19 protein-coding genes are annotated in these 21,254 nt (G+C 60.9%); 15 read left to right on the forward strand and 4 right to left on the reverse strand.

The annotated features are described in order from the left end of the window. Positions 1-301 precede the first annotated feature (301 nt). The 6 genes from AC07X4_RS10140 (at position 302) to AC07X4_RS10165 (ending at position 4,420) form a co-directional block, all read left to right on the forward strand. Complete coding sequence (locus AC07X4_RS10140; protein WP_156391310.1) at positions 302-439, forward strand: hypothetical protein; 138 nt, start codon at positions 302-304, stop codon at positions 437-439. Positions 440-459: 20 nt separating this feature from the next. Continuing rightward, positions 460-783 carry a heavy-metal-associated domain-containing protein gene (locus AC07X4_RS10145; RefSeq protein ID WP_015012964.1) on the forward strand — a complete coding sequence of 108 codons (324 nt, stop codon included), beginning with the start codon at positions 460-462 and terminating at the stop codon, positions 781-783. A gap of 18 nt (positions 784-801) precedes the next feature. Continuing rightward, positions 802-1,308, forward strand: coding sequence for a hypothetical protein (locus AC07X4_RS10150; RefSeq protein WP_015012963.1), 507 nt, complete (start codon positions 802-804; stop codon positions 1,306-1,308). 376 nt (positions 1,309-1,684) lie between these two features. Then, positions 1,685-2,353 (forward strand): ArsR/SmtB family transcription factor, encoded by a 669-nt coding sequence (locus AC07X4_RS10155; protein ID WP_015012962.1) that lies wholly within the window; start codon positions 1,685-1,687, stop codon positions 2,351-2,353. 81 nt (positions 2,354-2,434) lie between these two features. Beyond that, positions 2,435-3,172, forward strand: coding sequence for an MBL fold metallo-hydrolase (locus AC07X4_RS10160; RefSeq protein ID WP_015012961.1), 738 nt, complete (start codon positions 2,435-2,437; stop codon positions 3,170-3,172). Positions 3,173-3,175: 3 nt separating this feature from the next. Next, the gene (locus tag AC07X4_RS10165) at positions 3,176-4,420 is read left to right on the forward strand and encodes an MFS transporter (RefSeq protein ID WP_015012960.1); all 1,245 of its coding nucleotides are present in this window, start codon (positions 3,176-3,178) and stop codon (positions 4,418-4,420) included. An 81-nt stretch (positions 4,421-4,501) separates the two neighbouring features. Here the strand turns inward: AC07X4_RS10165 and AC07X4_RS10170 are convergent, their stop codons facing one another. Together AC07X4_RS10170 and AC07X4_RS10175 are read right to left on the reverse strand one after the other, a co-directional pair. Continuing rightward, positions 4,502-5,836, reverse strand: coding sequence for a heavy metal sensor histidine kinase (locus AC07X4_RS10170; protein ID WP_015012959.1), 1,335 nt, complete (start codon positions 5,834-5,836; stop codon positions 4,502-4,504). Then, a complete protein-coding gene (locus tag AC07X4_RS10175) occupies positions 5,833-6,519 on the reverse strand; it encodes a heavy metal response regulator transcription factor (protein ID WP_015012958.1) in 687 nt (228 codons plus the stop codon). Before AC07X4_RS10175 ends, AC07X4_RS10170 begins: the two co-directional genes overlap by 4 nt. A gap of 157 nt (positions 6,520-6,676) precedes the next feature. Between AC07X4_RS10175 and AC07X4_RS10180 the strand changes: the two genes are divergently transcribed. The 9 genes from AC07X4_RS10180 (at position 6,677) to AC07X4_RS10220 (ending at position 16,184) form a co-directional block, all read left to right on the forward strand. Beyond that, complete coding sequence (locus AC07X4_RS10180) at positions 6,677-7,015, forward strand: hypothetical protein (RefSeq protein WP_015012957.1); 339 nt, start codon at positions 6,677-6,679, stop codon at positions 7,013-7,015. A 41-nt stretch (positions 7,016-7,056) separates the two neighbouring features. Beyond that, complete coding sequence (locus tag AC07X4_RS10185) at positions 7,057-7,455, forward strand: hypothetical protein (protein ID WP_148279920.1); 399 nt, start codon at positions 7,057-7,059, stop codon at positions 7,453-7,455. Between the two features lie 206 nt (positions 7,456-7,661). Beyond that, positions 7,662-8,822 (forward strand): TolC family protein, encoded by a 1,161-nt coding sequence (locus AC07X4_RS10190; protein WP_494740000.1) that lies wholly within the window; start codon positions 7,662-7,664, stop codon positions 8,820-8,822. Between the two features lie 16 nt (positions 8,823-8,838). Next, positions 8,839-10,362, forward strand: a complete 1,524-nt coding sequence (locus AC07X4_RS10195) for an efflux RND transporter periplasmic adaptor subunit (RefSeq protein ID WP_015012955.1) — start codon at positions 8,839-8,841, stop codon at positions 10,360-10,362. 14 nt (positions 10,363-10,376) lie between these two features. Further along, a complete protein-coding gene (locus tag AC07X4_RS10200) occupies positions 10,377-10,718 on the forward strand; it encodes a P-II family nitrogen regulator (RefSeq protein ID WP_015012954.1) in 342 nt (113 codons plus the stop codon). 11 nt (positions 10,719-10,729) lie between these two features. Next, positions 10,730-13,900, forward strand: coding sequence for an efflux RND transporter permease subunit (locus tag AC07X4_RS10205; protein ID WP_015012953.1), 3,171 nt, complete (start codon positions 10,730-10,732; stop codon positions 13,898-13,900). 595 nt (positions 13,901-14,495) lie between these two features. Then, complete coding sequence (locus AC07X4_RS10210; RefSeq protein ID WP_494740001.1) at positions 14,496-14,768, forward strand: metal/formaldehyde-sensitive transcriptional repressor; 273 nt, start codon at positions 14,496-14,498, stop codon at positions 14,766-14,768. 40 nt (positions 14,769-14,808) lie between these two features. Continuing rightward, positions 14,809-15,795, forward strand: a complete 987-nt coding sequence (dmeF, locus tag AC07X4_RS10215; RefSeq protein ID WP_015012951.1) for a CDF family Co(II)/Ni(II) efflux transporter DmeF — start codon at positions 14,809-14,811, stop codon at positions 15,793-15,795. Continuing rightward, a complete protein-coding gene (locus AC07X4_RS10220) occupies positions 15,792-16,184 on the forward strand; it encodes a YkvA family protein (protein WP_015012950.1) in 393 nt (130 codons plus the stop codon). Before dmeF ends, AC07X4_RS10220 begins: the two co-directional genes overlap by 4 nt. A 397-nt stretch (positions 16,185-16,581) precedes the next feature. Here the strand turns inward: AC07X4_RS10220 and AC07X4_RS10225 are convergent, their stop codons facing one another. Next, positions 16,582-19,731: an efflux RND transporter permease subunit gene (locus AC07X4_RS10225; RefSeq protein WP_494740002.1), complete on the reverse strand. Its 3,150-nt coding sequence runs from the start codon at positions 19,729-19,731 to the stop codon at positions 16,582-16,584. Next, entirely contained in the window at positions 19,728-21,245 is a 1,518-nt protein-coding gene (locus AC07X4_RS10230; protein ID WP_056419591.1) for an efflux RND transporter periplasmic adaptor subunit, read from the reverse strand. Before AC07X4_RS10230 ends, AC07X4_RS10225 begins: the two co-directional genes overlap by 4 nt. Positions 21,246-21,254: the final 9 nt, after the last annotated feature.

Below are 21,254 nucleotides of genomic sequence, written 5' to 3' on the forward strand. Positions count from 1 at the left end.
CGCAGCCCTCTTGCGAGGGCGGCGACGCCGCGCTGCCGGACCAACTGTGCATAACTGCGTGCTGTGCATAACGCTGCTTATGGAGAGCTCTCCATAAGCAGCGGTTGCCGTCGCTCGTCCTGCCGCTATGGAAGTCCGCTGACGATCTCTCATCGGTCGTTCGGAGTAGTGGGCCATATTTTTGGATGGAGATAGAGAACACCAATCTATTAGCTCCTCACATGGCTTGCGCTTTCAAGCCAGCTTAAGCAGGTCCGCGAGGTCCATAGGCGGCTCGATAAAACGTTAAGAGCCTCTTAGCATGCAACTCGCCAAGCATGATCGCATCGGCATAGCCTTACATGCCTTGGCGACTGCCGCTCTCGATCTTGACGCCCGGTTGATTTTTGCGAATGGGCTTGACCTTCTCGTCGTGACAAGGTTCATAGTCAAAACATGAATCAACTGAAGGAGGCTCACATGGTCCGTTTCAATGTTCCTGACATGACGTGCGGTGGTTGCGCCCAGCGCATTCGTCGAGCAATAGCTCAGGCCCCAATGCCGGCGGGTGTCGAAGTAGAAATCGATGTGGCCGCGCGGCAGGTCCGCGTTCCTGGGCAAGCCGAAGACGACACTGTGGAGCTTGTTCGCTCCGCAATTGAGCGTGCCGGATACAAAGCAGACGCCGTGGTGGGGACTTCATCGGGCCGAACAACCGGTGGCTGCTGCTGTGCGTCTCGGTCCACAACCTCTGTTGATGTGAATCAAGGCGCTGCGAACCGTACGTCGTCATGCTGCAATTGAACCTACAAGGAGACCATCATGCGTCTGAATATCGTCGCTGGGCTGTTGACAACCCTTTTCGTGGCGGGATGTGCCATCGCGCAATCTCCAAAACCTACGGACGAACACGCAGGCCACCACCCCGGTGATGCGCAGAGCGGTGGCGTAGCCACCCAGTCTGCCCCGACAGCTACTACCCCGCCAGCACCGGACGCCTTTGATCGTCAGATGAAGGCGATGCAGGAAATGCACAAAAAAATGCAGGCGGCCAAGACTCCCGCCGAACGTTCTGCTCTGATGGACGAGCACATGAAGCTCATGCAGTCCGGCATGGCCATGATGGGTGCTGGTAATTCTGGTGGCATGGGTATGGGGATGATGCAGCAAGGGGCGCAGGCCAAACCTGCCGCACCTGCAGCCTCTGGAAACTCGGGCATGGGAGGCGGCATGATGGGCATGCACGCTCAAATGGAGCGCCGCATGGCCATGATGGAACAGATGATGCAAATGATGGTGGACCGCCAAGCGGTCATGCCATCCAAGTGAGAACCGCACGAACAAGTGGCACGTCAATGAAATAGAAGGTACGCCGACGGCTTCCTCCGTCACCAGGCCCGCGTTTCGTATTGGTACTGCGCCGGCGTCAGAGACCGGCTTTTGTTCGGCAGATGCGGCCAGCGCGACTTTCATCAGAACCAACGCGGCTGAGAAAACCAACCCATGCGAAGTCGCGCCTGTGTGTTTCCCCGGCAGTTACGGGGTATCTGCGGATCCGGCTACAACGCGCCCGCTCTATTTCCCCACTTGCAACCCTTTCAAGGGGGAGGGACCAGACGCTCGCATCGGCTCGCCCGAGTGCGAACTGTGGCCGCTGAAAAATAGCATTCGCCATATAATCTAATAATCGTTGGATTAAAAGATCATGAATGCTCGAACGTTGAAAGACCTGCTATACGAGCAGGTTGCCCGCATCGGAAAGTCCCTCTCAAGCCCAAAACGGCTAGAGCTGTTGGAGCTGCTTGCCCAAAGCGAGAAATCGGTCGAGACCTTGGCCTTGCAGGCTGGTATCGACTTGCGCCTGGCCAGCGCGCATCTCAAAGCACTGCGGGAAGCCCGTCTGGTGGCAACCCGGCGCGATGGTCGGCACATCTACTACCGCCTCAGTGGTCAAGACGTGTCTCAACTGTGGGTCGCCCTGCGGGAGACCGCTGAGGAGCACTTGGTCGAGCTGCGGGTTGCTCTGGGGCAGATGACGTCTCAACCGGATACCTTGGTATCGGAGGGACGGGAGAGCCTGCTGGAAAAAGCACGGCACGGAGAGATCGTCGTGATCGACGTACGCCCTTCCAGCGAATTCAACGCGGGGCATTTGCCTTTTGCGCGCTCTATGCCGCTGGATGAGCTGGAAAAGCGTCTGGCTGATCTGCCTGCGGATCGCACCATCGTCGCTTACTGCCGGGGGCCTTTCTGCCTCATGTCTGACGAGGCAGTGCAACTGCTGCGCGCCCGTGGCTTCGTAGCCAGAAAGATCAGTGACGGTGTCAGCGAGTGGGCTGCCAGCGGCCTGCCCATCGAAACCTCCGCGCAGTGAGGCCATTGAGTCGGCCCTCAAAGCGAACTGATCGCCTGGACAGCAAAGGCCGACAAGTTCTCGTTTTTTAGGGAGGCACCTATGTTCTTCAAGCAACTGGCGACCAAGGAGTCCTCCTTGTCGTACTTTTTCGGCTGCGCTGGACAGGCCAAGGCCATCGCGGTCGACGTAGTGGCTGGCGACGAGGATTGGTTCATGCAGGCGGCCCGTGAAGCCAATGTCGAAATCACCCACGTCATCGACACCCATGTCCACGCCGATCATTACTCGGGTGGTCGTTCGTTGGCCCAGAAGGTTCATGCCCCCTATTGCCTGCACGAATCCAATCACGGTCAGGTGCAGTACGACTTTCTGCCATTGCAGGACGGACAGCTGCTCGATGTCGGCAATGTCAAAGTCAAGGTTCTGCACACGCCAGGGCATACGCCGGACAGCCTGTGTCTGCTGGTCACCGACAAGCGGCGCGGTGAGGCTCCCTGGTTCGTCGTGACCGGTGACACCCTATTTGTTGGCGCCATTGGTCGGCCTGACTTGGCTGGACAGGAGCAGCAGATGGCGGGTGTTCTCTATGACACCTTGCACACCAAGCTTCTGTCGCTCCCTGACGAAATCGAAATCTATCCGGGGCACCAGGCTGGCAGCGCCTGTGGTGCGGGCTTGTCTGGCAAGCCCTCTTCAACGCTGGGATTCGAGAAACGCTGGAATCCGGCATTGACCATGGAGCGCGGCGCCTTCATCAGCTTCCTGACGCAAGAGATTCCCCCGCGACCGGCCGCCATGGATGCGATGGTGCGTTTCAACCTCGGTATGGAGGGCTGAACGATGCACACGGCCACCGTCCGCCTGGGGTTGCGTGAAAACCTGGGCCAGTTCTCTTTGCTGGTCCTGGTCAATGCCTTCGTCGGCGCGATGGTGGGCCTGGAGCGCAGCATTCTTCCGGCCATCGCCGAGCAAGAGTTCCACATTGCGGCGCGGGCGGCGATTCTGTCGTTCATCGTCGTCTTCGGCATCACCAAGGCGCTGACCAACTACTTTGCGGGACGACTTTCCGACCGCTATGGCCGCAAACATGTCCTGGTGGCTGGATGGCTTGTTGCAGCCCCTGTGCCCTTTATGCTGATGTGGGCGCCCGATTGGAACTGGATCGTCGCGGCCAATGTGCTGCTGGGGGTGAGCCAGGGCCTCACTTGGTCTACCACCGTCATCATGAAGATTGATCTTGTGGGGCCCAAGCAGCGTGGCCTTGCGATGGGTCTCAATGAGTTTTCTGGGTACTTCGCAGTGGCGGGCAGTGCGCTCGCCACCGGCTGGCTAGCCTCCCACTACGGGCTGCGCCCGCAACCTTTCTACCTTGGTGTGGCCTATGTCCTGTTTGGCCTGGCGCTCTCGGTGCTGGCGGTCCGCGAGACCCGGCACTATGTGGCCCAAGAAGTGCGCACGCACCATGCCGGCCACGATGTGGCACTGCCCAGCCAGGGGGACATCTTCCGCCGCGCCTCTCTGACCGACAAAAACCTCTCCAGCATCAGCCAGGCAGGCCTCGTCAACAACCTCAACGATGGCATGGCCTGGGGCCTGTTTCCCCTGGTTTTTGCCGCTGCTGGCATGAGCTTGGCGCAGATTGGCACGCTCGCCGCAATCTACCCGGCTGTCTGGGGAATGGCGCAGATTTTCACGGGAGCGCTGTCTGATCGCATCGGACGCAAACAACTGATCGTTTGGGGAATGTGGGTGCAGGCGGTGGGTGTTGCCGTCACCGCGCTGAGTGCAGGCTTTCTGGGATTCGGCTTTGGCGCAGTCCTTCTCGGGCTCGGCACTGCAATGGTCTATCCCACCTTGCTGGCGGCCATCGGAGATGTAGCCCATCCTGCCTGGCGCGCGTCTGCGGTGGGTGTGTACCGGCTCTGGCGCGATCTGGGCTACGCGGTCGGCGCGCTCCTGGCGGGTATCACGGCGGACCTTTTTGGGTTGGCCGCCGCAGTGTGGTTGGTCGCGGCCATCACCTTGCTGTCAGGTGTGATCGCTGCTGTGCGGATGAACGAAACACTCGCTGCTGAAAAAGCATGAGTGAGCACAAGCCGAAGATGCTGGGCTTCAGCTGCCCTCGCTATGATGCGGCCCACAAACAGTCAGGCAGGGTGACCGGCATCAATTGGCGCTGATCTCCATACCAACGCTTGTCACCCCACTGTCTGACCATGCGACGGGCTTGCCCTGGTGCATGCGGGCAATTGCACCAACGATGGCCAGGCCGAGCCCATGGTTGCTTTGCCCATGGCTGCGGGCTGGATCGGCGCGGAAGAATCGATCAAAAAAATGCGGAAGTATCTCGGGGTCAATCATGTCGCCGCAGTTGGTGACGGTGATGAGCACACGGTCCTCTTCCATCGCCTTGAAACCCACTTGAACAATCGAACCCGGCCTTGCGTACCGCGTGGCATTTCCCAGCAGGTTGGACAACGCCCGACGCAGCAGAGGAGCGTCGAAGGCGCCTTGCACGTCTCCTACCACCTTGGCCGTGAGTCCCGCCTCAGCCAGCGACGCCTCGTGGTAGTCCAGAACGTCCGCAGCCAACGACGCAAGGCTTGACACTGGTGCACGGCGCGCACCCACACCGCGATCCGCCTGGGATAGAAACAGCATGTCGTTGACAATGCCCGTCAGGCGATGCAGCTCCTCCAGATTGGATGCGATGACCTCCTGCATGTCCGCTTGGTCGGGGTGCCGGAGTGCCAATTCATTGTTGGCAATCAGCGTGGCCAGCGGTGTGCACAACTCGTGCGCCACATCCGCATTGAAGCCCTCCATCTGTGAATAGGCCTTCTCGATGCGTGCCAACAGTGCATTGAACTGGTCAATTAGTGGCACGAGTTCAAGGGGTTGCTCTCCGCCGTCGAGCCGCTGATGCAGGCTATCCGCAGACAGTGCACGTGTTTGACTGGCAAGCCTTCGCACTGGCGCCAGCCCGAGGTTGACCAGGGAAAATCCTCCCAGCGACACCACGATCGCGCCCCCAATTGCAGCCACGAGCAAAGTGACTGCGAGCCGATGCAGCAACTGGTTGTCGGTTTGTATGTCCAGCGACAGCTGCACGCGCAATACCCTTGACGCCAAGCCATCGACTTGTGCCACTTCGAATTGCCGTTGGCGCAGCACTGTATGCGAGTTCTGGTTCCGAGTGTGCGTGTAGAGCACAACTGCGTCGGACTGCAGAACTTCGAGAGAAAGATCCCCGTGCCCCACCAGAAAGTCATCGAGCTTGTGAGTCAGGTCCTCCGAATCCCGGTGCTCCTTGCCATCCGCCAGAAGGTTCCGGATAACGTTCTCCTTTTGCGCCAGCGTTTCCTCCTGGCGGTCACGAAAATTGAACTCCGTCACCAAGTAGACGGCCAGACAGACCAACCCGAGTCCGGCAAAACTCTGCAGCGCCAGCCACCACGACAGCCGCTGGCGCAACGACCGATGGCGGTCCAGTACCTTCATGCGTTGCGCTCTTCCATGACGTAGCCCATGCCCCTGATGGTGTGAAGCAGTGGTCTCTCAAAAGGAACGTCCAACTTGCTGCGCAGGCGACGTATCGCGACCTCCACAACGTTCGTGTCACTGTCGAAGTTCATGTCCCACACCTGTTCGGCAATCTCGGTGCGAGACAGCACCTCACCGTTGCGCCGTAGGAACAGCGTCAAAAGCAGGAACTCCTTGGATGTCAGATCCAGCCGTTGGCCACTCCTGGAGGCTTTGCGCCGTACCAAGTCCACTTCGAGGTCAGCCAGGCGCAGCTGCGCGGGTTCGGATGTGTCCCTCGCGCCCTGGGTACGCCTGAGCAGGACCTGGATGCGGGCATTCAGTTCGGAAAACGCAAAGGGCTTGACCAGGTAATCGTCTGCGCCGGTTTGCAGTCCCAGTACCCGGTCCTCCACGCTGACCCGGGCCGTCAGCATCAGTACCGGTGTCTGCCTGGATTTACGAAAAGCGGTCAGCAAGCTGAAGCCGTCGATGCCCGGCAGCATGGCGTCGAGCACAAGCAGGTCATGTCCGCCTTCCAGCGCCATGTGCAAACCGTCTACCCCGTTGTGCGCAACATCCACCACGTAACCGACTTCCCCAAGACCCTTTCGCAGGTATTCGGCCAGCTTCACTTCGTCTTCGATGAGAAGAATTTTCATACGCCGATTCTCGAAGAATGTGGGGCGTCCGTAGATTACGAATTTGTCATCTGGCTGTTGGCGCAGTGTCGTGGGCCGCTTTCTAAAGTGCACTCCATGTCGAAAGGCATAGCCGAGGCAAGTCGCCAAAGGCTCACTTGAACCAAGAGACGCACCCATGACTACTCGTAAATCCCTAGATTTTTCACTGGCCGCCCTGATGATCGTCGCCCCTGGCCTGGCCTCTGCCTCGTCGCTGTATCACCCCACGGGTGGTGAAGTCGGCTACACCACACACCCTGATCATGTTCAAAGCACCAAATCCCGTGGTGAAGTGATGCAGTCCGTGGAAGCCGCACGCAAGGATGGAACACTGGCGGTCCTGTCGCGTGGGGGGGCGCTGCCCATCAAGGCAACCGGCCCAGCCAAAACTCGTGACCAAGTGCAGCAAGAGTACCTGGGCATGTCCGCTGCCGAAAAGCAGCGCCTGCAGGAAATGTACGGCGCAGGCGGCTGAGCATTGGCATGCAGTGATCACCGACAGGTACACTCGCCCCGATGCGCCGCGCCTTCCTCATCTGCCTGATGGTGCTGCTGCCCTTCCAGTTTTCCTGGAGCGCGGCGGCAGCAACCTGCATCCATGAGCAATTAGAAGGCACGTCGCACTGGGGCCACCATGAAGCGGAGCACGTGGAAGATGCGTCCGCCGAACCGGGAAGCGATCATGTCTCCCTCGATGGGGAGTCCCTTGGTGGTTCAGTGAATGCGGACCACCATCATCTGCCGGGTGCCTACCCATTCCCCTCACTCTTCGTGCAGCCATTCCTCGTGGGGACTGTCTCCGTATCCCCGCCTGAGCTGAGCGTGGATTTCTCCACAGCAACGACATCAGGACTCGAACGCCCTCCCAAGGCCCTCGCTGAAACTCTTCGGCGGGAAGGGCCTGGGCATGTTTGAACGCTTCTTGACCTAGCAAGGGGGCGAGCGTCGCCCCCCATCTCGCCGAATTCCTCCTGTTTCAGTGATCAGCGGAGAATTCGATGCGATACCCTTTGTTGCCGTTCTTGGGAGCGGCTTTTCTTGTGCCCGTGGCATTTGCCCAGGGCACTCCCCCAATATCTGCACCTGCAGTAGTTCAAATACCTGAGCGGCCAAGCTTGGGCATGGGGCAACTCTCCCTTCGGCAGGCTGTAGAGCAGGCGCTGGCGCACCATCCCGAACTGGCCGTTGCCGATGCTGAAGTGCAAGCGCTGGGCGGCGCGAGCCTTCAGGCCCGCGCACGCCCCAATCCCGAGTTGTCCTTCACACAAGAAGGCACCAAAAGCCCATCGCGCACGACCACAGTGCAGATCAATCAGCCCATAGAGCTGGGTGGCAAGCGGCAGGCCCGTATGACGGCGGCTGAGAGGGCCGCCGAGCTAGCCCGGGCAGACCTGTCTGCGCGCCGCCATGCCATTGCCGCAGCGGTAGTGACGGCATTCTTTGACGTGCTCACCATCCAGGAGCGTCTGCGTCTCGCCGAGGCGGCGCTGGAGTTGTCCCAGAGGTCAAGCCTGGCGACATCGCAGCGCGTGAAAGCTGGCAAATTGTCTCCTGTCGAAGAAACCAAGGCCAAGGTTGCCGAGGCCAATGTGCGCATTGAACTGGCGCAAGCCCGTTCGGAATCCAGTGCCGCCCGTGCGCGCCTTGCAAGCGCAATGGGCAGTCCCCTGGGGCCCCTTGTACTGGAAGGTCGGCTCGACGATTTGCCTCCGATCCAGAACTATGAGGTGTTTCAGGCACAGCTGGATCAATCGCCCGCGTTGCAGCGCGCAGAGATGGAAGTTCGACGCCGGCAAGCCCTTACCGCCGTGGAGAACGCACGGCGCATCTCGGACATCACGGTCAGCCTGGGCGCCAAACGCGATCAGGAGCAAGGCCGTACCCAGGCGGTGATCGGACTATCGATCCCGCTTCCCTTGTTTGACCGCAACGAAGGCAACATCCTGGAAGCCCTCAAGCGCGAAGACAAGGCGCGCTTGGAACTGGCATCCACGCGCATGCAGCTGGAAAGTGAGGCGCTCCAGGCGCGTGAACGCCTGTCCAGTGCCCGCGCGGAAGCACAGTCGCTTGCTGCGGATGTCGTTCCCGGAGCCCAGTCGGCCTATGACGCCGCCACCAAAGGGTTCGAGCTGGGAAAGTTCAGTTTCTTGGAGGCATTGGACGCCCAGCGCACGCTTCTCCAGGCGCGCAGCCAGTACCTCAAAGCCCTTGCAGAAGCCCATCGCGCAAGCGCCGAACTCCATCGAATTTTGGGCACTGACGCGCTGACCAGTGCGCGTTGAACTCCGGAGCACATTCATGACTACCAAACCCAAGAAGCAATGGCTGGCCATCGCGGCCGTCCTCATCGTTACCCTCGTTCTCGGGGCCTTCATCGTCAGTGGGAAGAAGAGTTCCAGCGGTGGTGACGAGCACGGCCACCAGGAAGCAGAAGCTGGCGAGGCACACAAGGATGACGACAAACATGCTGAAGCCGAAAAGCCCGCCAAGGGCCCCCACGGCGGCAAGCTCCTGAAATCCGGTGATTACGCCGTGGAAGTCACCATCTTCGAGACCGGAGTGGAGCCTCAGTTTCGGCTTTACACCTATCTGGGCGGCAAGCCCATCGACCCCGCCCAGAGCCAGATCCAGCTGAGCTTGCTGCGGCTGGGGCAGCCGCCGCAGGCCTTCACGTTCCGCAAGGAGAAGGACTACTTGCTCGGAGACGCGGTGGTGGAGGAACCCCATTCATTCGAAGTCAAGGTTGCCGCCACCTACGCGGGAAAAACCCACGAGCTGGGGTACGAGCAGGTGGAGGCGCGGATCGCGATGTCTGACGATCAGCTCAAATCAGCCGGTGTTGAATTGGGAGTAGCAGGCCCGGCCAAGATTGGTACCACCCTGCGCCTCTTGGGCGAGGTCAAGTACAACAGCGACCGGACCGTGCAGATGGTTCCGCGCCTGGCAGGACTCGTTGAGCAGGTGCTGGTCAGCGCGGGAGATACGGTCCGCAAAGGCCAGGTGATGGCCATTCTCAGCAGCCAGGTACTTGCAGACCAGCGCGCCGAGCTGCTGGCCGCACAGCAGCGCCTGTCCCTCGCGCGCACAACGTACGAACGCGAAAAAAAGCTCTGGGAAGAAAAAATCACCGCTGAGCAGGACATGCTCAGCGCGCGGTCCGCCATGCAAGAAGCGGCGATTGCCGCGCAAAGTGCCCAGAGCAAGTCAGCGTCCCTGGGCGGCGATGCGGCAAGCGGTGGTCTCACCCGATACGAGTTGCGCTCGCCCATTGACGGCGTCGTAACAGAGAAGCGCATCTCGCTGGGCGAAGCCGTCAAAGAGGACAGTGCTGTCTTCACAGTCTCGGATTTGTCTTCTGTCTGGGTGGAGGCTCCGGTATCGAGCCAGGACCTTGGCGGTTTGGCTGTGGGCCAGCCGACCCAGGTGCGGGCCAATGCGTTTGAGGCCACCGCGACGAGCAAGGTGACCTACATCAGCGCGCTCGTCGGCGAACAAACACGCAGCGCAATGGTTCGCACCACGCTGCCCAACCCCAAGGGACTGTGGAGGCCCGGTCTGCCCGTCACGGTGGAAGTGCTGCTGGAAGAGAAGGAAGTGCCGGTTGCAGTCTCCGCTCAGGCGGTGCAGGACCTGCGGGACTGGAAAGTGGTGTTCGGCCGCTATGGCGAGAGCCTGGAGGCGCGGCCCCTGGAGCTGGGACGCAGCGACGGTCGCATGGTGGAGGTGAAAGGTGGCCTCAAGGCCGGAGATCGCTACGCAGCCACCAATAGCTTTGTTGTCAAAGCGGAGCTGGGCAAAGCCGGCGCCAGCCACGACCACTGATGAAGGAGCTGCACATGAAACAGATCACCGCCATCATCCGGCCCCACCGCCTTGACGCAGTGGAAGCGGCACTGCACGCGCTGCCTCATCTCCCGGGGTTCACGGTTTTCCCGGCCCACGGTCATCCGCGAGGGCATGGTCACGACCACCACTTCGACAACGACGAATGGAGTCCCGACAACCACCAGCAGTTGGTTCTGATGGTGTTCTGCAACGACGGCGATGCCCCCGGCATCGTGGATGCCATTGCCAATGCGGCACGTACCGGCCAGAGCGGCGACGGCGTGATCGGCGTAGTCGAACTCATCGATGTCGTGCGCACTCGCACGGGTGAACGCGCCGATGCCGCGCTCTAAGGGACACCACGATGTTTGAACGCATCATTCGCTTTGCCATCGATCAGCGATGGCTTGTGCTGCTGGCGGTTCTGGGAATGGCCGCGTTCGGCGTTTTCAACTACCAGAAGCTCCCCATCGACGCTGTGCCAGACATTACCAATGTGCAGGTACAGATCAATACCGAGGCTCCGGGCTATTCACCGCTGGAATCGGAGCAACGCGTCACCTTTCCCATCGAGACCGCCATGGCGGGCCTGCCCAAGCTGGAGCAGACACGCTCCATCTCACGCTACGGCTTGTCACAGGTGACCGTTGTCTTCAAGGAGGGGACCGATCTGTATTTCGCGCGCCAGTTGGTGAGCGAGCGCATTCAGGAAGCGCGTGGTCGACTCCCTGCAGGGCTGACGCCCTCGCTGGGGCCTATTTCCACCGGTCTGGGCGAAATCTACATGTGGACGGTGGAAGCCGAGCCGGGTGCACGCAAACCCAATGGCGGCGAGTACACCCCCATGGATCTGCGAGAAATCCAGGACTGGATCATCAAACCGCAGCTGCGCACCGTTCCGGGTGTCACCGAAATCAACACCATCGGCGGGTATGCCAAGGAGTTCCAGGTGGCGCCGTGGCCAGATAAGCTCGTGGCCCACGGATTGACGATTGCAGACCTGGTCACTGCCTTGGAGCGTAACAACGCCAACGTGGGTGCAGGCTACATCGAGCGTCGCGGCGAACAGTACCTGATCCGCGCGCCGGGCCAGGTGGGATCGATAGGAGACATCCAGAACGTGGTAGTCGCAACCACCAAGGGTGTGCCTGTCCGTATCCGTGATGTCGCGGATGTCATCCTCGGTAAGGAACTGCGCACCGGAGCGGCCACAGAGAACGGCCAGGAGGTGGTTCTCGGTACCGTCTTCATGCTGATTGGAGAAAACAGCCGCGACGTATCTACAGCAGTGGACAAGCGGCTCAAGGCCATCAACAAGAGCCTGCCCAAGGGGGTTATTGCCAAGACAGTCTATGACCGTACCGTATTGGTGGACAAAGCCATTGCGACCGTCAAGAAAAACCTGATGGAGGGCGCGTTGCTGGTGATCGCGATCCTGTTCCTTTTTCTGGGGAACATTCGGGCTGCCATCATCACGGCGCTGGTCATCCCGCTGGCGATGTTGTTCACGTTCACCGGGATGGTGAGCAACAAGGTCAGTGCTAACCTGATGAGTCTGGGGGCGCTCGACTTCGGCATCATCATCGATGGCGCGGTCGTCATCGTGGAGAACTGCATACGGCGTCTCTCGCACGCGCAGGCCGCTGCAGGCAGACCTTTGACACGCAACGAGCGATTCCACGAAGTGTTTTCCGCTGCCAAGGAGTCTCGCCGCGCGTTGATGTTCGGACAGCTGATCATCATGGTGGTCTACCTCCCCATCTTTGCGCTCACCGGGGTGGAGGGCAAGATGTTCCACCCCATGGCCTTCACGGTGGTCATTGCACTGCTGGGCGCCATGATCTTGTCAGTCACGTTCATTCCTGCTGCGGTCGCGCTTTTCATCGGCTCCAAGGTGAGCGAAACCGAAAGTCGCCTGATGCTCTGGGCTAAGCGCGGATACGCCCCCATCTTCGACTGGGTGATGGACAGAAAGCCACTGGTGCTTACGGCTGCAGCGGCCTGCGTGCTGTTGTCCGGGCTGCTGGTGACACGCATGGGCAGCGAGTTCGTCCCCAACTTGGATGAGGGTGATATTGCGTTACACGCGCTTCGCATCCCGGGGACCAGCCTGACGCAGGCGATTGGCATGCAGATTCAGCTGGAAAAAACGATCAAGGAGTTTCCCGAGGTGGATGCAGTGTTTGCGAAGCTCGGAACCGCCGAGATCGCCACCGATCCCATGCCCCCCAACGTGGCCGACAACTTCGTCATGCTCAAGCCGCGCGACCAGTGGCCGGATCCTAAGCGAACGAAGGCAGACCTTGTTGCTGCAATGCAGGCTGCAGTGGCCAAAGTACCTGGCAACAACTACGAGTTCACTCAGCCGATCCAGATGCGCTTCAACGAACTCATATCTGGCGTACGCAGCGATGTGGCGGTCAAGGTGTTTGGCGATGACATGGACCAGATGAATGAGAGCGCCGAACGGATTTCTCAGGTGCTGGAAGGCATCGCTGGTGCTGCGGACGTCAAGGTCGAGCAGACCACCGGGCTACCGATGCTGACCATCAAGATCGACCGGGAAAGAACCGCTCGCCTCGGCTTGAACGTGGCCGATGTACAGGACAGCGTGTCCGCCGCACTGGGTGGGCAGGAGGCTGGCCGCGTCTTTGAGGGGGATCGCCAGTTCGACATTCTGGTGCGCCTGCCTGACATTCTTCGCAGCGATATCGAAGCCATTGAGCGGCTGCCGGTCCGCCTGCTGGCCGCGGAAGGCTCCAGTACGCGCGGCTTTGTCCGCCTGTCGGATGTCGCGGCCATCGTTTCGGCTCCTGGACCCAACCAGATCAGCCGCGAAGACGGCAAACGTCGGGTGGTCGTGACGGCCAACGTGCGCGGACGGGACATCGGCAGTTTCGTGGCCGAGGCCCAGACCAAGTTGGCACAGCAGGTGGAAATACCAAGCGGCTACTGGACGCAGTGGGGGGGGACCTTCGAGCAACTCCAGTCAGCCTCCAAGCGGCTGCAGATTGTTGTCCCCGTGGCGCTGCTGCTGGTGTTCACCCTGCTGTTCGTGATGTTTGGTAACGCCAAGGATGGCTTGTTGGTGTTCACCGGCATACCGTTCGCACTCACCGGCGGCGTTGTGGCGCTGTGGTTGCGTGACATTCCCCTGTCGATTTCAGCAGGGGTGGGCTTCATTGCCCTGTCTGGTGTCGCTGTGCTCAACGGTCTGGTGATGATTTCCTACATCCGAAGCCTCCGAGAGGATGGGATGACACTGGATGCCGCCATCCGCGAAGGCTCCCTGACGCGGCTGCGGCCTGTGCTTATGACTGCATTGGTGGCCTCCCTGGGTTTTGTACCCATGGCCATTGCCGTAGGTACCGGGGCCGAAGTGCAGCGGCCACTGGCCACGGTCGTGATCGGGGGCATTCTGTCTTCCACCGCATTGACGCTGCTGGTGCTGCCCATGCTCTACGGCATGGCGCATCGCCGTCGCGAGAAGGACCACCAAAAGGAAGTGCAATCTGGTCATCTGGCCGAGGCTTGATCCAGTAAAGAACCCGGGCGAATGTCTGGGTCCTGATCTTTTCCAGGCTCGCTGCAGCCAGCGCTGCAGTGACTCTCTTACAGAGGTACAAATGCCATGATTTATAGATCAAGTTGGCTCGCGACTCTATTGGCTGCAGCGGCTTTAGCCGGGTGCGCAACCCCCGTGTATGAAAACCGCCTCGCCTGGAACGAGGGCTGGCGAATGGGTGTCGTCGTACAGGTAGGTTCTAACGAGGTGCTTCGAAGCAGGTACGAAGGGCAATGTCTTTGGACACCAAAACGCCCATCCATCGAGTCGCTGGCTGTCGTCCGGTGGAAGGAGATGAGCAGAGTTCGCTGGCGCGTTGCGGCTGTACCCAGTCCAACCGCCATCCAAGTGGGCTCGGCAGTCTATGTGAACGTATACAGCTGCGAGAGCCCAGTGGAAATGCGCACGGAGCCTTAGTTGCGCGAGCTGCCATAGCCTTTGGTTCCGATTGGCAATCAAAGCCCAAACTTGTCTCGACCTCAAAATCATCACCGTATGCCCCCGCAGCAACTTTGCACTCACCTTGGTAATATAGTCCCCTAGACTATTTTTATTGCTCCCCAATATGTCCCATACCTCTCGTGAAAAATCCAAATTGATCGCGCGTGTCCGCCGTATCAAGGGTCAGATCGAAGGAATCGAGCGCGCCCTAGATTCAGATGCACCCTGTGTCGAAGTGCTGCGTCAGATCGCGTCCGTGCGGGGTGCAGTCAGCGGATTGACCGCCGAGGTGATGGAAGACCACCTGCGTGACCACGTGCTTGCGCCGTCGGACAACACGGAGCGCCACCGGGGCGGTGAGCAAATGATTGAGGTCATCCGGGCTTACATGAAATGAACCTGTTGCACCAAAGTCACCTCCACATTGGAAAATACAAATGAGCTTTGCAACACCCACTGCAGTCGCCGAGTCAGCACACGACCATTTCTTTCTGGGCTCCGACCACGAGCGCAACGAGCGCAAAGTGTGGCTGGTCATTGCCCTCACGGCCAGCATGATGCTGGTTGAGATCATTGCGGGCACGCTCTACGGCTCAATGGCGCTGGTGGCCGACGGCTGGCACATGTCCACCCATGCAGGCGCTATGCTGATCACCGCGTTGGCTTATCGCTTCGCACGCAAGCACGTGCGCAATCGGCGCTTTACGTTCGGCACGGGCAAACTCGGCGACCTGGCTGGCTTTGCGAGCGCAGTCATCTTGGCGTTGATTGCCCTGCTTATCGCTTACGAAAGCGTGGTCCGGCTGACCCAACCGATCCCTATCGATTTCAACCAAGCGATCGTCGTGGCCGCCGTGGGTTTGGTCATCAACGTAGTCTGCGCCTGGCTGCTGAAAGACGATCACGCGCACCACGGTCACCACCACGGCCATCATCAACATGACTCTGAGCGCGGCGACAACTGCGGCCACGATGACCACCATGCGCCGGGCATGAGCCGCGACAACAATCTGCGCGCTGCGTACATCCACGTCTTGGCGGATGCGCTTACCTCGGTGCTGGCCATCGTCGCGCTGCTGGTCGGCAGCAGTTACGGGTGGCTGTGGGCTGACCCTCTCATGGGCGTGGTAGGCGCGCTGGTGATAGCCCGCTGGTCCTGGGGTCTGATCCGCGACTCTGGTAGTGTTTTGCTGGATGCCTCAGCCGAAGGAGAGGAAGTGCAGCTGGAGATCCGGGAGGCGATGGCGCCAACAGGAAGCAAGGTTACCGATCTGCACGTGTGGCAGGTCGGGCCGGGTCACTTCGCGGCCATTGTCTCGCTGACAGCACCGGAGCCGAAAGAGCCTTCGCACTACAAAGCGCTGATGGCGCAAATTCACGAGCTTTCGCATGTCACGGTAGAGATTCAGCGGCAGGTCACATGAGTATCGGGATCCTATTGAAGACCTGGGCCAAGCGGGTCAAGCGCGACGGCGTGACGCTTTGGTTTGCGGGCAAGCATCCCCGCACACCCTGGCATGCGAAGATTCTGGGAGTCTTTGTAGTTGCTTACGCACTGAGTCCCATCGACCTGATCCCGGATTTCATCCCCGTATTGGGTTACGTTGACGACATACTTTTGTTGCCAGCATTGATCTGGCTGACCGTGAAGCTACTGCCACCGGATGTCCTTGCGGAATGCCGCGTCCAGGCGGATGCTTGGATACGAGCTAAGGGTGCCAAACCCAGAAGTCAGTTTGGGATGGTGCTCGTCGTGATGGTGTGGTTGAGCGTAGCTACAGCGGCATGCTTGTGGCTCAAGCTGTATCTATAGGTTGGCCCCCGCGCGTAACTCGAGGGACTCTTCTTGCACCGAATTTCCTTGACATTCTCTAGATCGCCTCGCTGAATCGACCGGCGCAAGGCCCCCTATGCCCCTTACTTCCGCCCCCAAGCGAGACGTACTTCAGATGTGGGGATGTGTTCGGTTCCTTTGCATCCATACTTGATCGATAGCTCCATTGGGTGCCATTGATGGCGGCCACGGTGCTCTTATCGGGTCTTCAGTTTTGAGCGATAGCGACAGGGGGGCGCCGCTGACCTGGTGGCGCCGCTTTGATCGGCACCCATGCCATGGAGCCAGTCCGATTGAAGCTGCATTGCCTGACGTCGCCACGCAGCCTGTCTATCAGCAAACTCGACGCCCCCAAGGGGGCCGCCCTAAGCCGGCCTCACGAAGCCTCAGTGTCAGGCTGATTGCGTTTTCTCGGCTTTCTCATCAGCACATAGGCCGCAGGAATCACAAACAAGGACAGCAGCGGCGCTGTCACCATACCGCCCAGCATAGGGGCCGCGATGCGGCTCATGACCTCCGAGCCTGTCCCGCTGCTCCACACGATGGGCACCAGGCCTGCAAGGATGACAGCCACGGTCATCGCCTTGGGCCGGACGCGTAGCACGGCACCTTCCCGAATGGCGTCCAGAAGCTCCTCCAGCGTAGGTTGCCCGCCGTCTGGACATCTCTCTGCCAGCGCCTGCTTGAGGTAGATGAGCATGACCACCCCAAACTCTGCTGCCACCCCTGCCAGGGCAATGAAGCCAACGCCCGTTGCGATGGACAAGTTGTAGTTCATCAGGTACAGGAACCAGATGCCCCCGGTCAACGCGAACGGCAGTGTCGCCATGATCAGTCCTGCCTCCCCCATGCGTGAGAAGGTCAAGTACAACAACACGAAGATGATCAGCAAGGTGGCGGGCACGACTACCTTAAGGCGGGCATTGGCCCGCTCCAGGTACTCGAACTGGCCTGAGTACGTGATGCTGACCCCGGGCTCCAGCTTGATCTGTCGGCTCACGGCATCGCGCAGCTCATTGGCCACGGAAGCCAGATCGCGACCCCGCACATCGACATACACCCAGCCCGATGGGCGGGCGTTCTCGCTCTTGAGCATAGGTGGTCCATCGGTGATGGAGATGCTGGCCACCGTACCCAGCGTGATCTGCTGCCCCATGGGCGTGGAGATGGGCAACTGGGCCAGGCGCTCTGGCGAGTCCCTCCACTCACGCGGATAGCGCAGGTTGATCGGGAAGCGGGCCAGGCCCTCGACCGTTTCCGAGACGTTTTCACCACCGATGGCCCCGGAGACCACGGCCTGGATTTCGGACACGTTCAGCCCGTAGCGCCCTGCGGCCGTGCGGTCGATGCGGACATCGACGTAGCGCCCCCCCGTCAGGCGCTCTGCCAACGACGAAGTCACTCCCGGAATGCCCTTGGCGACCTGCTCGACTTGGGCAGCGATCCCGTCGATCACCTTCAGGTCGTTGCCGGTCACCTTGACCCCGATGGGACTCTTGATGCCGGTGGCCAGCATGTCAATCCGGTTGCGGATGGGTGGAATCCAGATGTTGGACAGGCCAGGAATCTTGACGGCCTTGTCCAGCTCCTCGATCAGACCCTCGGGCGTCATTCCTGGACGCCATTGGTCTCTGGGCTTGAGCTTCACCGTGGTCTCGAACATTTCCAGCGGGGCCGGATCCGTGGCGGTCTCCGCGCGGCCAGCCTTGCCGAAGACGCGCTCGACCTCGGGAACCGTCTTGATCATCCGGTTGCTCAGTTGCAGAAGCTCCGTCGCCCGCTGTGCCGACAGGCCCGGGAGCGCCGAAGGCATGTACAGCAGATCGCCTTCATCGAGCCTGGGCAGGAACTCGCCCCCCAGCCGCGAGAGGGGCCAGATCGTGGTCGTCAGCGCCAGCACGGCGATGACCAGTGTGGATTTGGGGCGGTGCAGAACCCATTCCAGGCAAGGCCGGTACACGGCAATCAGCGCGCGCGTGATCGGGTTCTTTTGCTCATCTGGGATGCGGCCCCGGATCCAGTAGCCCATCAGGACCGGGATCAGCGTGACCGAGAGGGCCGCAGCTGCGGCCATCGCGTAGGTCTTAGTGAACGCCAGCGGTCCAAACAGGCGACCTTCCTGTGCTTCCAGCGTAAAGACGGGCACGAAGGACAAGGTGATGATGAGCAGCGAGAAGAACAGCGCGGGGCCTACCTCCTCGGCGGCTTCGGTGATTACCTTCCAGCGCTCTTCCCCCACCAGTTGGCGGTCGGGATGCTTGTGCTGCCAGGCCTCCAGCTTCTTGTGGGCGTTCTCGATCATCACCACGGCCGCATCAACCATGGCGCCCACGGCAATGGCAATCCCGCCCAGGGACATGATGTTGGCGTTGATGCCCTGGTAGCGCATCACCAGAAACGCCGCCATGATCCCCAGAGGCAGAGAAATGATGGCGACCAGTGCCGAGCGCAAGTGCCAGAGGAACAAGACACAGACCACAGCCACCACGATGAACTCCTCCACGAGTTTCGTCGTTAGGTTCTGGATCGCCCGCTCAATGAGTGCGCTGCGGTCGTAGGTGGTGACGATTTCCACGCCCTGGGGCAGGCTGCTTTGCAGCTCACTGAGCTTGGCCTTGACGGCTTTTATGGTTTCCTGGGCATTCTTGCCCGAGCGCAGGACCACCACGCCACCGGCCACCTCGCCCTCGCCGTCGAGTTCGGCGATGCCGCGCCGCATTTCCGGCCCGATCTGGAGCGTTGCGACATCACCCAAGCGCACGGGAATCCCGGCGCGCGACACCAGCGGGATGGCCCGGAAGTCGTCCAGCGTCTTGAGGTAGCCGCTGGCGCGCACCATGTACTCGGCCCCGGACAACTCCAGCACCGACCCACCCGTTTCCTGGTTGGCGCCCATGATGGCCTCACGCACCTGCCCCTGGGTCAGCCCTTGGGCTGCGAGCTTGATCGGATCAAGCACCACCTGGTACTGCTTGACCATGCCGCCCACCGACGCCACTTCCGCGACATTGGGCAGGCTCTTGAGTTCGAATTTCAGGAACCAGTCCTGCAGGGCCCGCAGCTGGGCGAGATCGTTCTTGCCGGTGCGGTCCACCAGCGCATATTGGTAGATCCAGCCGACCCCGGTGGCGTCGGGGCCGAGCGACGATTTGGCCGTGGCGGGTAGTCGCCCCTGCACCTGGTTCATGTACTCCAGCACCCGGGAACGTGCCCAGTACAGGTCCGTGCCGTCCTCGAACAGGATGTAGACAAACGAGTCGCCAAAGAACGAGAAGCCGCGCACCGTCTTGGCGCCCGGGACGGACAGCATGGTGGTGGCCAGCGGGTAGGTCACCTGGTTTTCCACGATCTGCGGCGCCTGGCCGGGGTAGGAGGTGCGGATGATGACCTGGACATCCGACAAATCGGGGAGCGCGTCCACGGGGGTGCTGCGCACGCCCCACACGCCCCAGGCCGTGAGCATCACGGTCGCCAGCAGAACCAGGAGTCGGTTCGCCACCGACCAGCGGATCAGACGTGCGATCATGGCTTGATCCTTTCCACGGCAGTGATCACGAAGTCCTTGCCTTGCTGCTGGAAGGTGAACTTGACCTGCTGCTCGGGTTTCAGGGCCTTGGCCAGCTCTGGGTTTGCCAGCTTGAATGGCATGGTCATGCCGGGCCACTTCAGTTCAGGCACGGCCTCGTGGGTAAGGGTCAGCTCGGTTGGCGTGACCTCATCGACCACCCCTCGCACCGTAAAGCTCTTGGACGCCGGAGCCGCAGAGGCCGAGGAACCCTGTTCAGCGATGGGTTGTGCGCTGCTGCCGGGAGGTTGAGCGGGCATGATGCCTCGCAGGCTGGCTTCCGAGTCGATCAGGAACTGCGCCGAGGCGACCACCTGCTGCCCTGCGGTGAGTCCGCTTTGAATGACGAGTCGGTCATCGATTTCCGCGCCAAGTTGTACCTGGACGGGGTGGTACTTGCCGGGGCCGTCCACCACGTAAACCAGTGCCCGCTTACCGGTTCGGATCACCGCTTCACTGGGTACCAGCAGCGCCGGTTGGGTGCGTCCCGCCAGGACAATCTGCCCGGACATGCCCGCCTTCAGGCGCTGGGTGGGGTTGGGAAGCTCCAGGCGCACGCGCACCGTGCGGGTGTCCCGGTTGGCCTCTGGGAGGATGCTCACGACACGGGCTTTGAGGGTTTCGCCCGGAAACGCGGCCAGGCGCACCTGGGCGTCCTGCCCCAGTTGCAAGGGACCGCTTTGCGCTTCGGGAACGGCCGCTTCGATCCAGACGCTGGCCAGACCGTTCACGCGCACCAGGCTGGCCCCCGCAGAGACCGTCATGCCCTGGCGCACCATCAGTTCGGCCACCATCCCTGCTTGTGGGAAGGTCACCGTGTAGCGGCCCTGAGGTTCGCCCGTGCGCTCCACCTGGGCCACGAGCGAGGCAGGCATGCCCAGCAGTGACAACCGATGACGCGAAGCGGCCGTCAGCGACTCTTCCTTGAGCGCCCGGACAGCGAGGAACTCGCGCTGCGCAGCCACCCACTCAGGCAGCAGTAAATCGGCCAATGGCGCGCCTGCGGCCACCACGTCACCCGGGGCCCGGGCATAGACACGCTCCACAAATCCTGCAGAACGCGCCTGGACGATACTCACATCCCGGTCATTGAGCTGGACCGTGCCCAGCACGTCCACATCGGATCCAATGTCGCGCTGCTCCACCGTGGCGGTGCGCAGGCCGAGGGCTTGCACCGCTTGTGCCGAGACATTCAAACCGGTGCTTTGTTGTGCGTCCTCATCGGCGTACTTGGGAACCAGCGCCATGTCCATGTAGGGCGACTTGCCTGGCTTGTCGAACTTCTGCGTTGGCACCATGGGGTCGTACCAGTACAGCACCTTGCGGTCGGCCTTCGCCGCTTCTGCCGATGGAGGGGTAGCGCCAGATGGATGACTGCTCGCAATGCGCCATTGGGAGACGCCCCAACCGAGGGCAATGCCAGCAGCCACCAGTGCCACGGCCACAGTGGTCTTCTTGAAAACGGTATTGGTCATGTGGTTCTC

The sequence above is a fragment of the Acidovorax sp. GW460-11-11-14-LB4 genome, assembly GCF_059423685.1.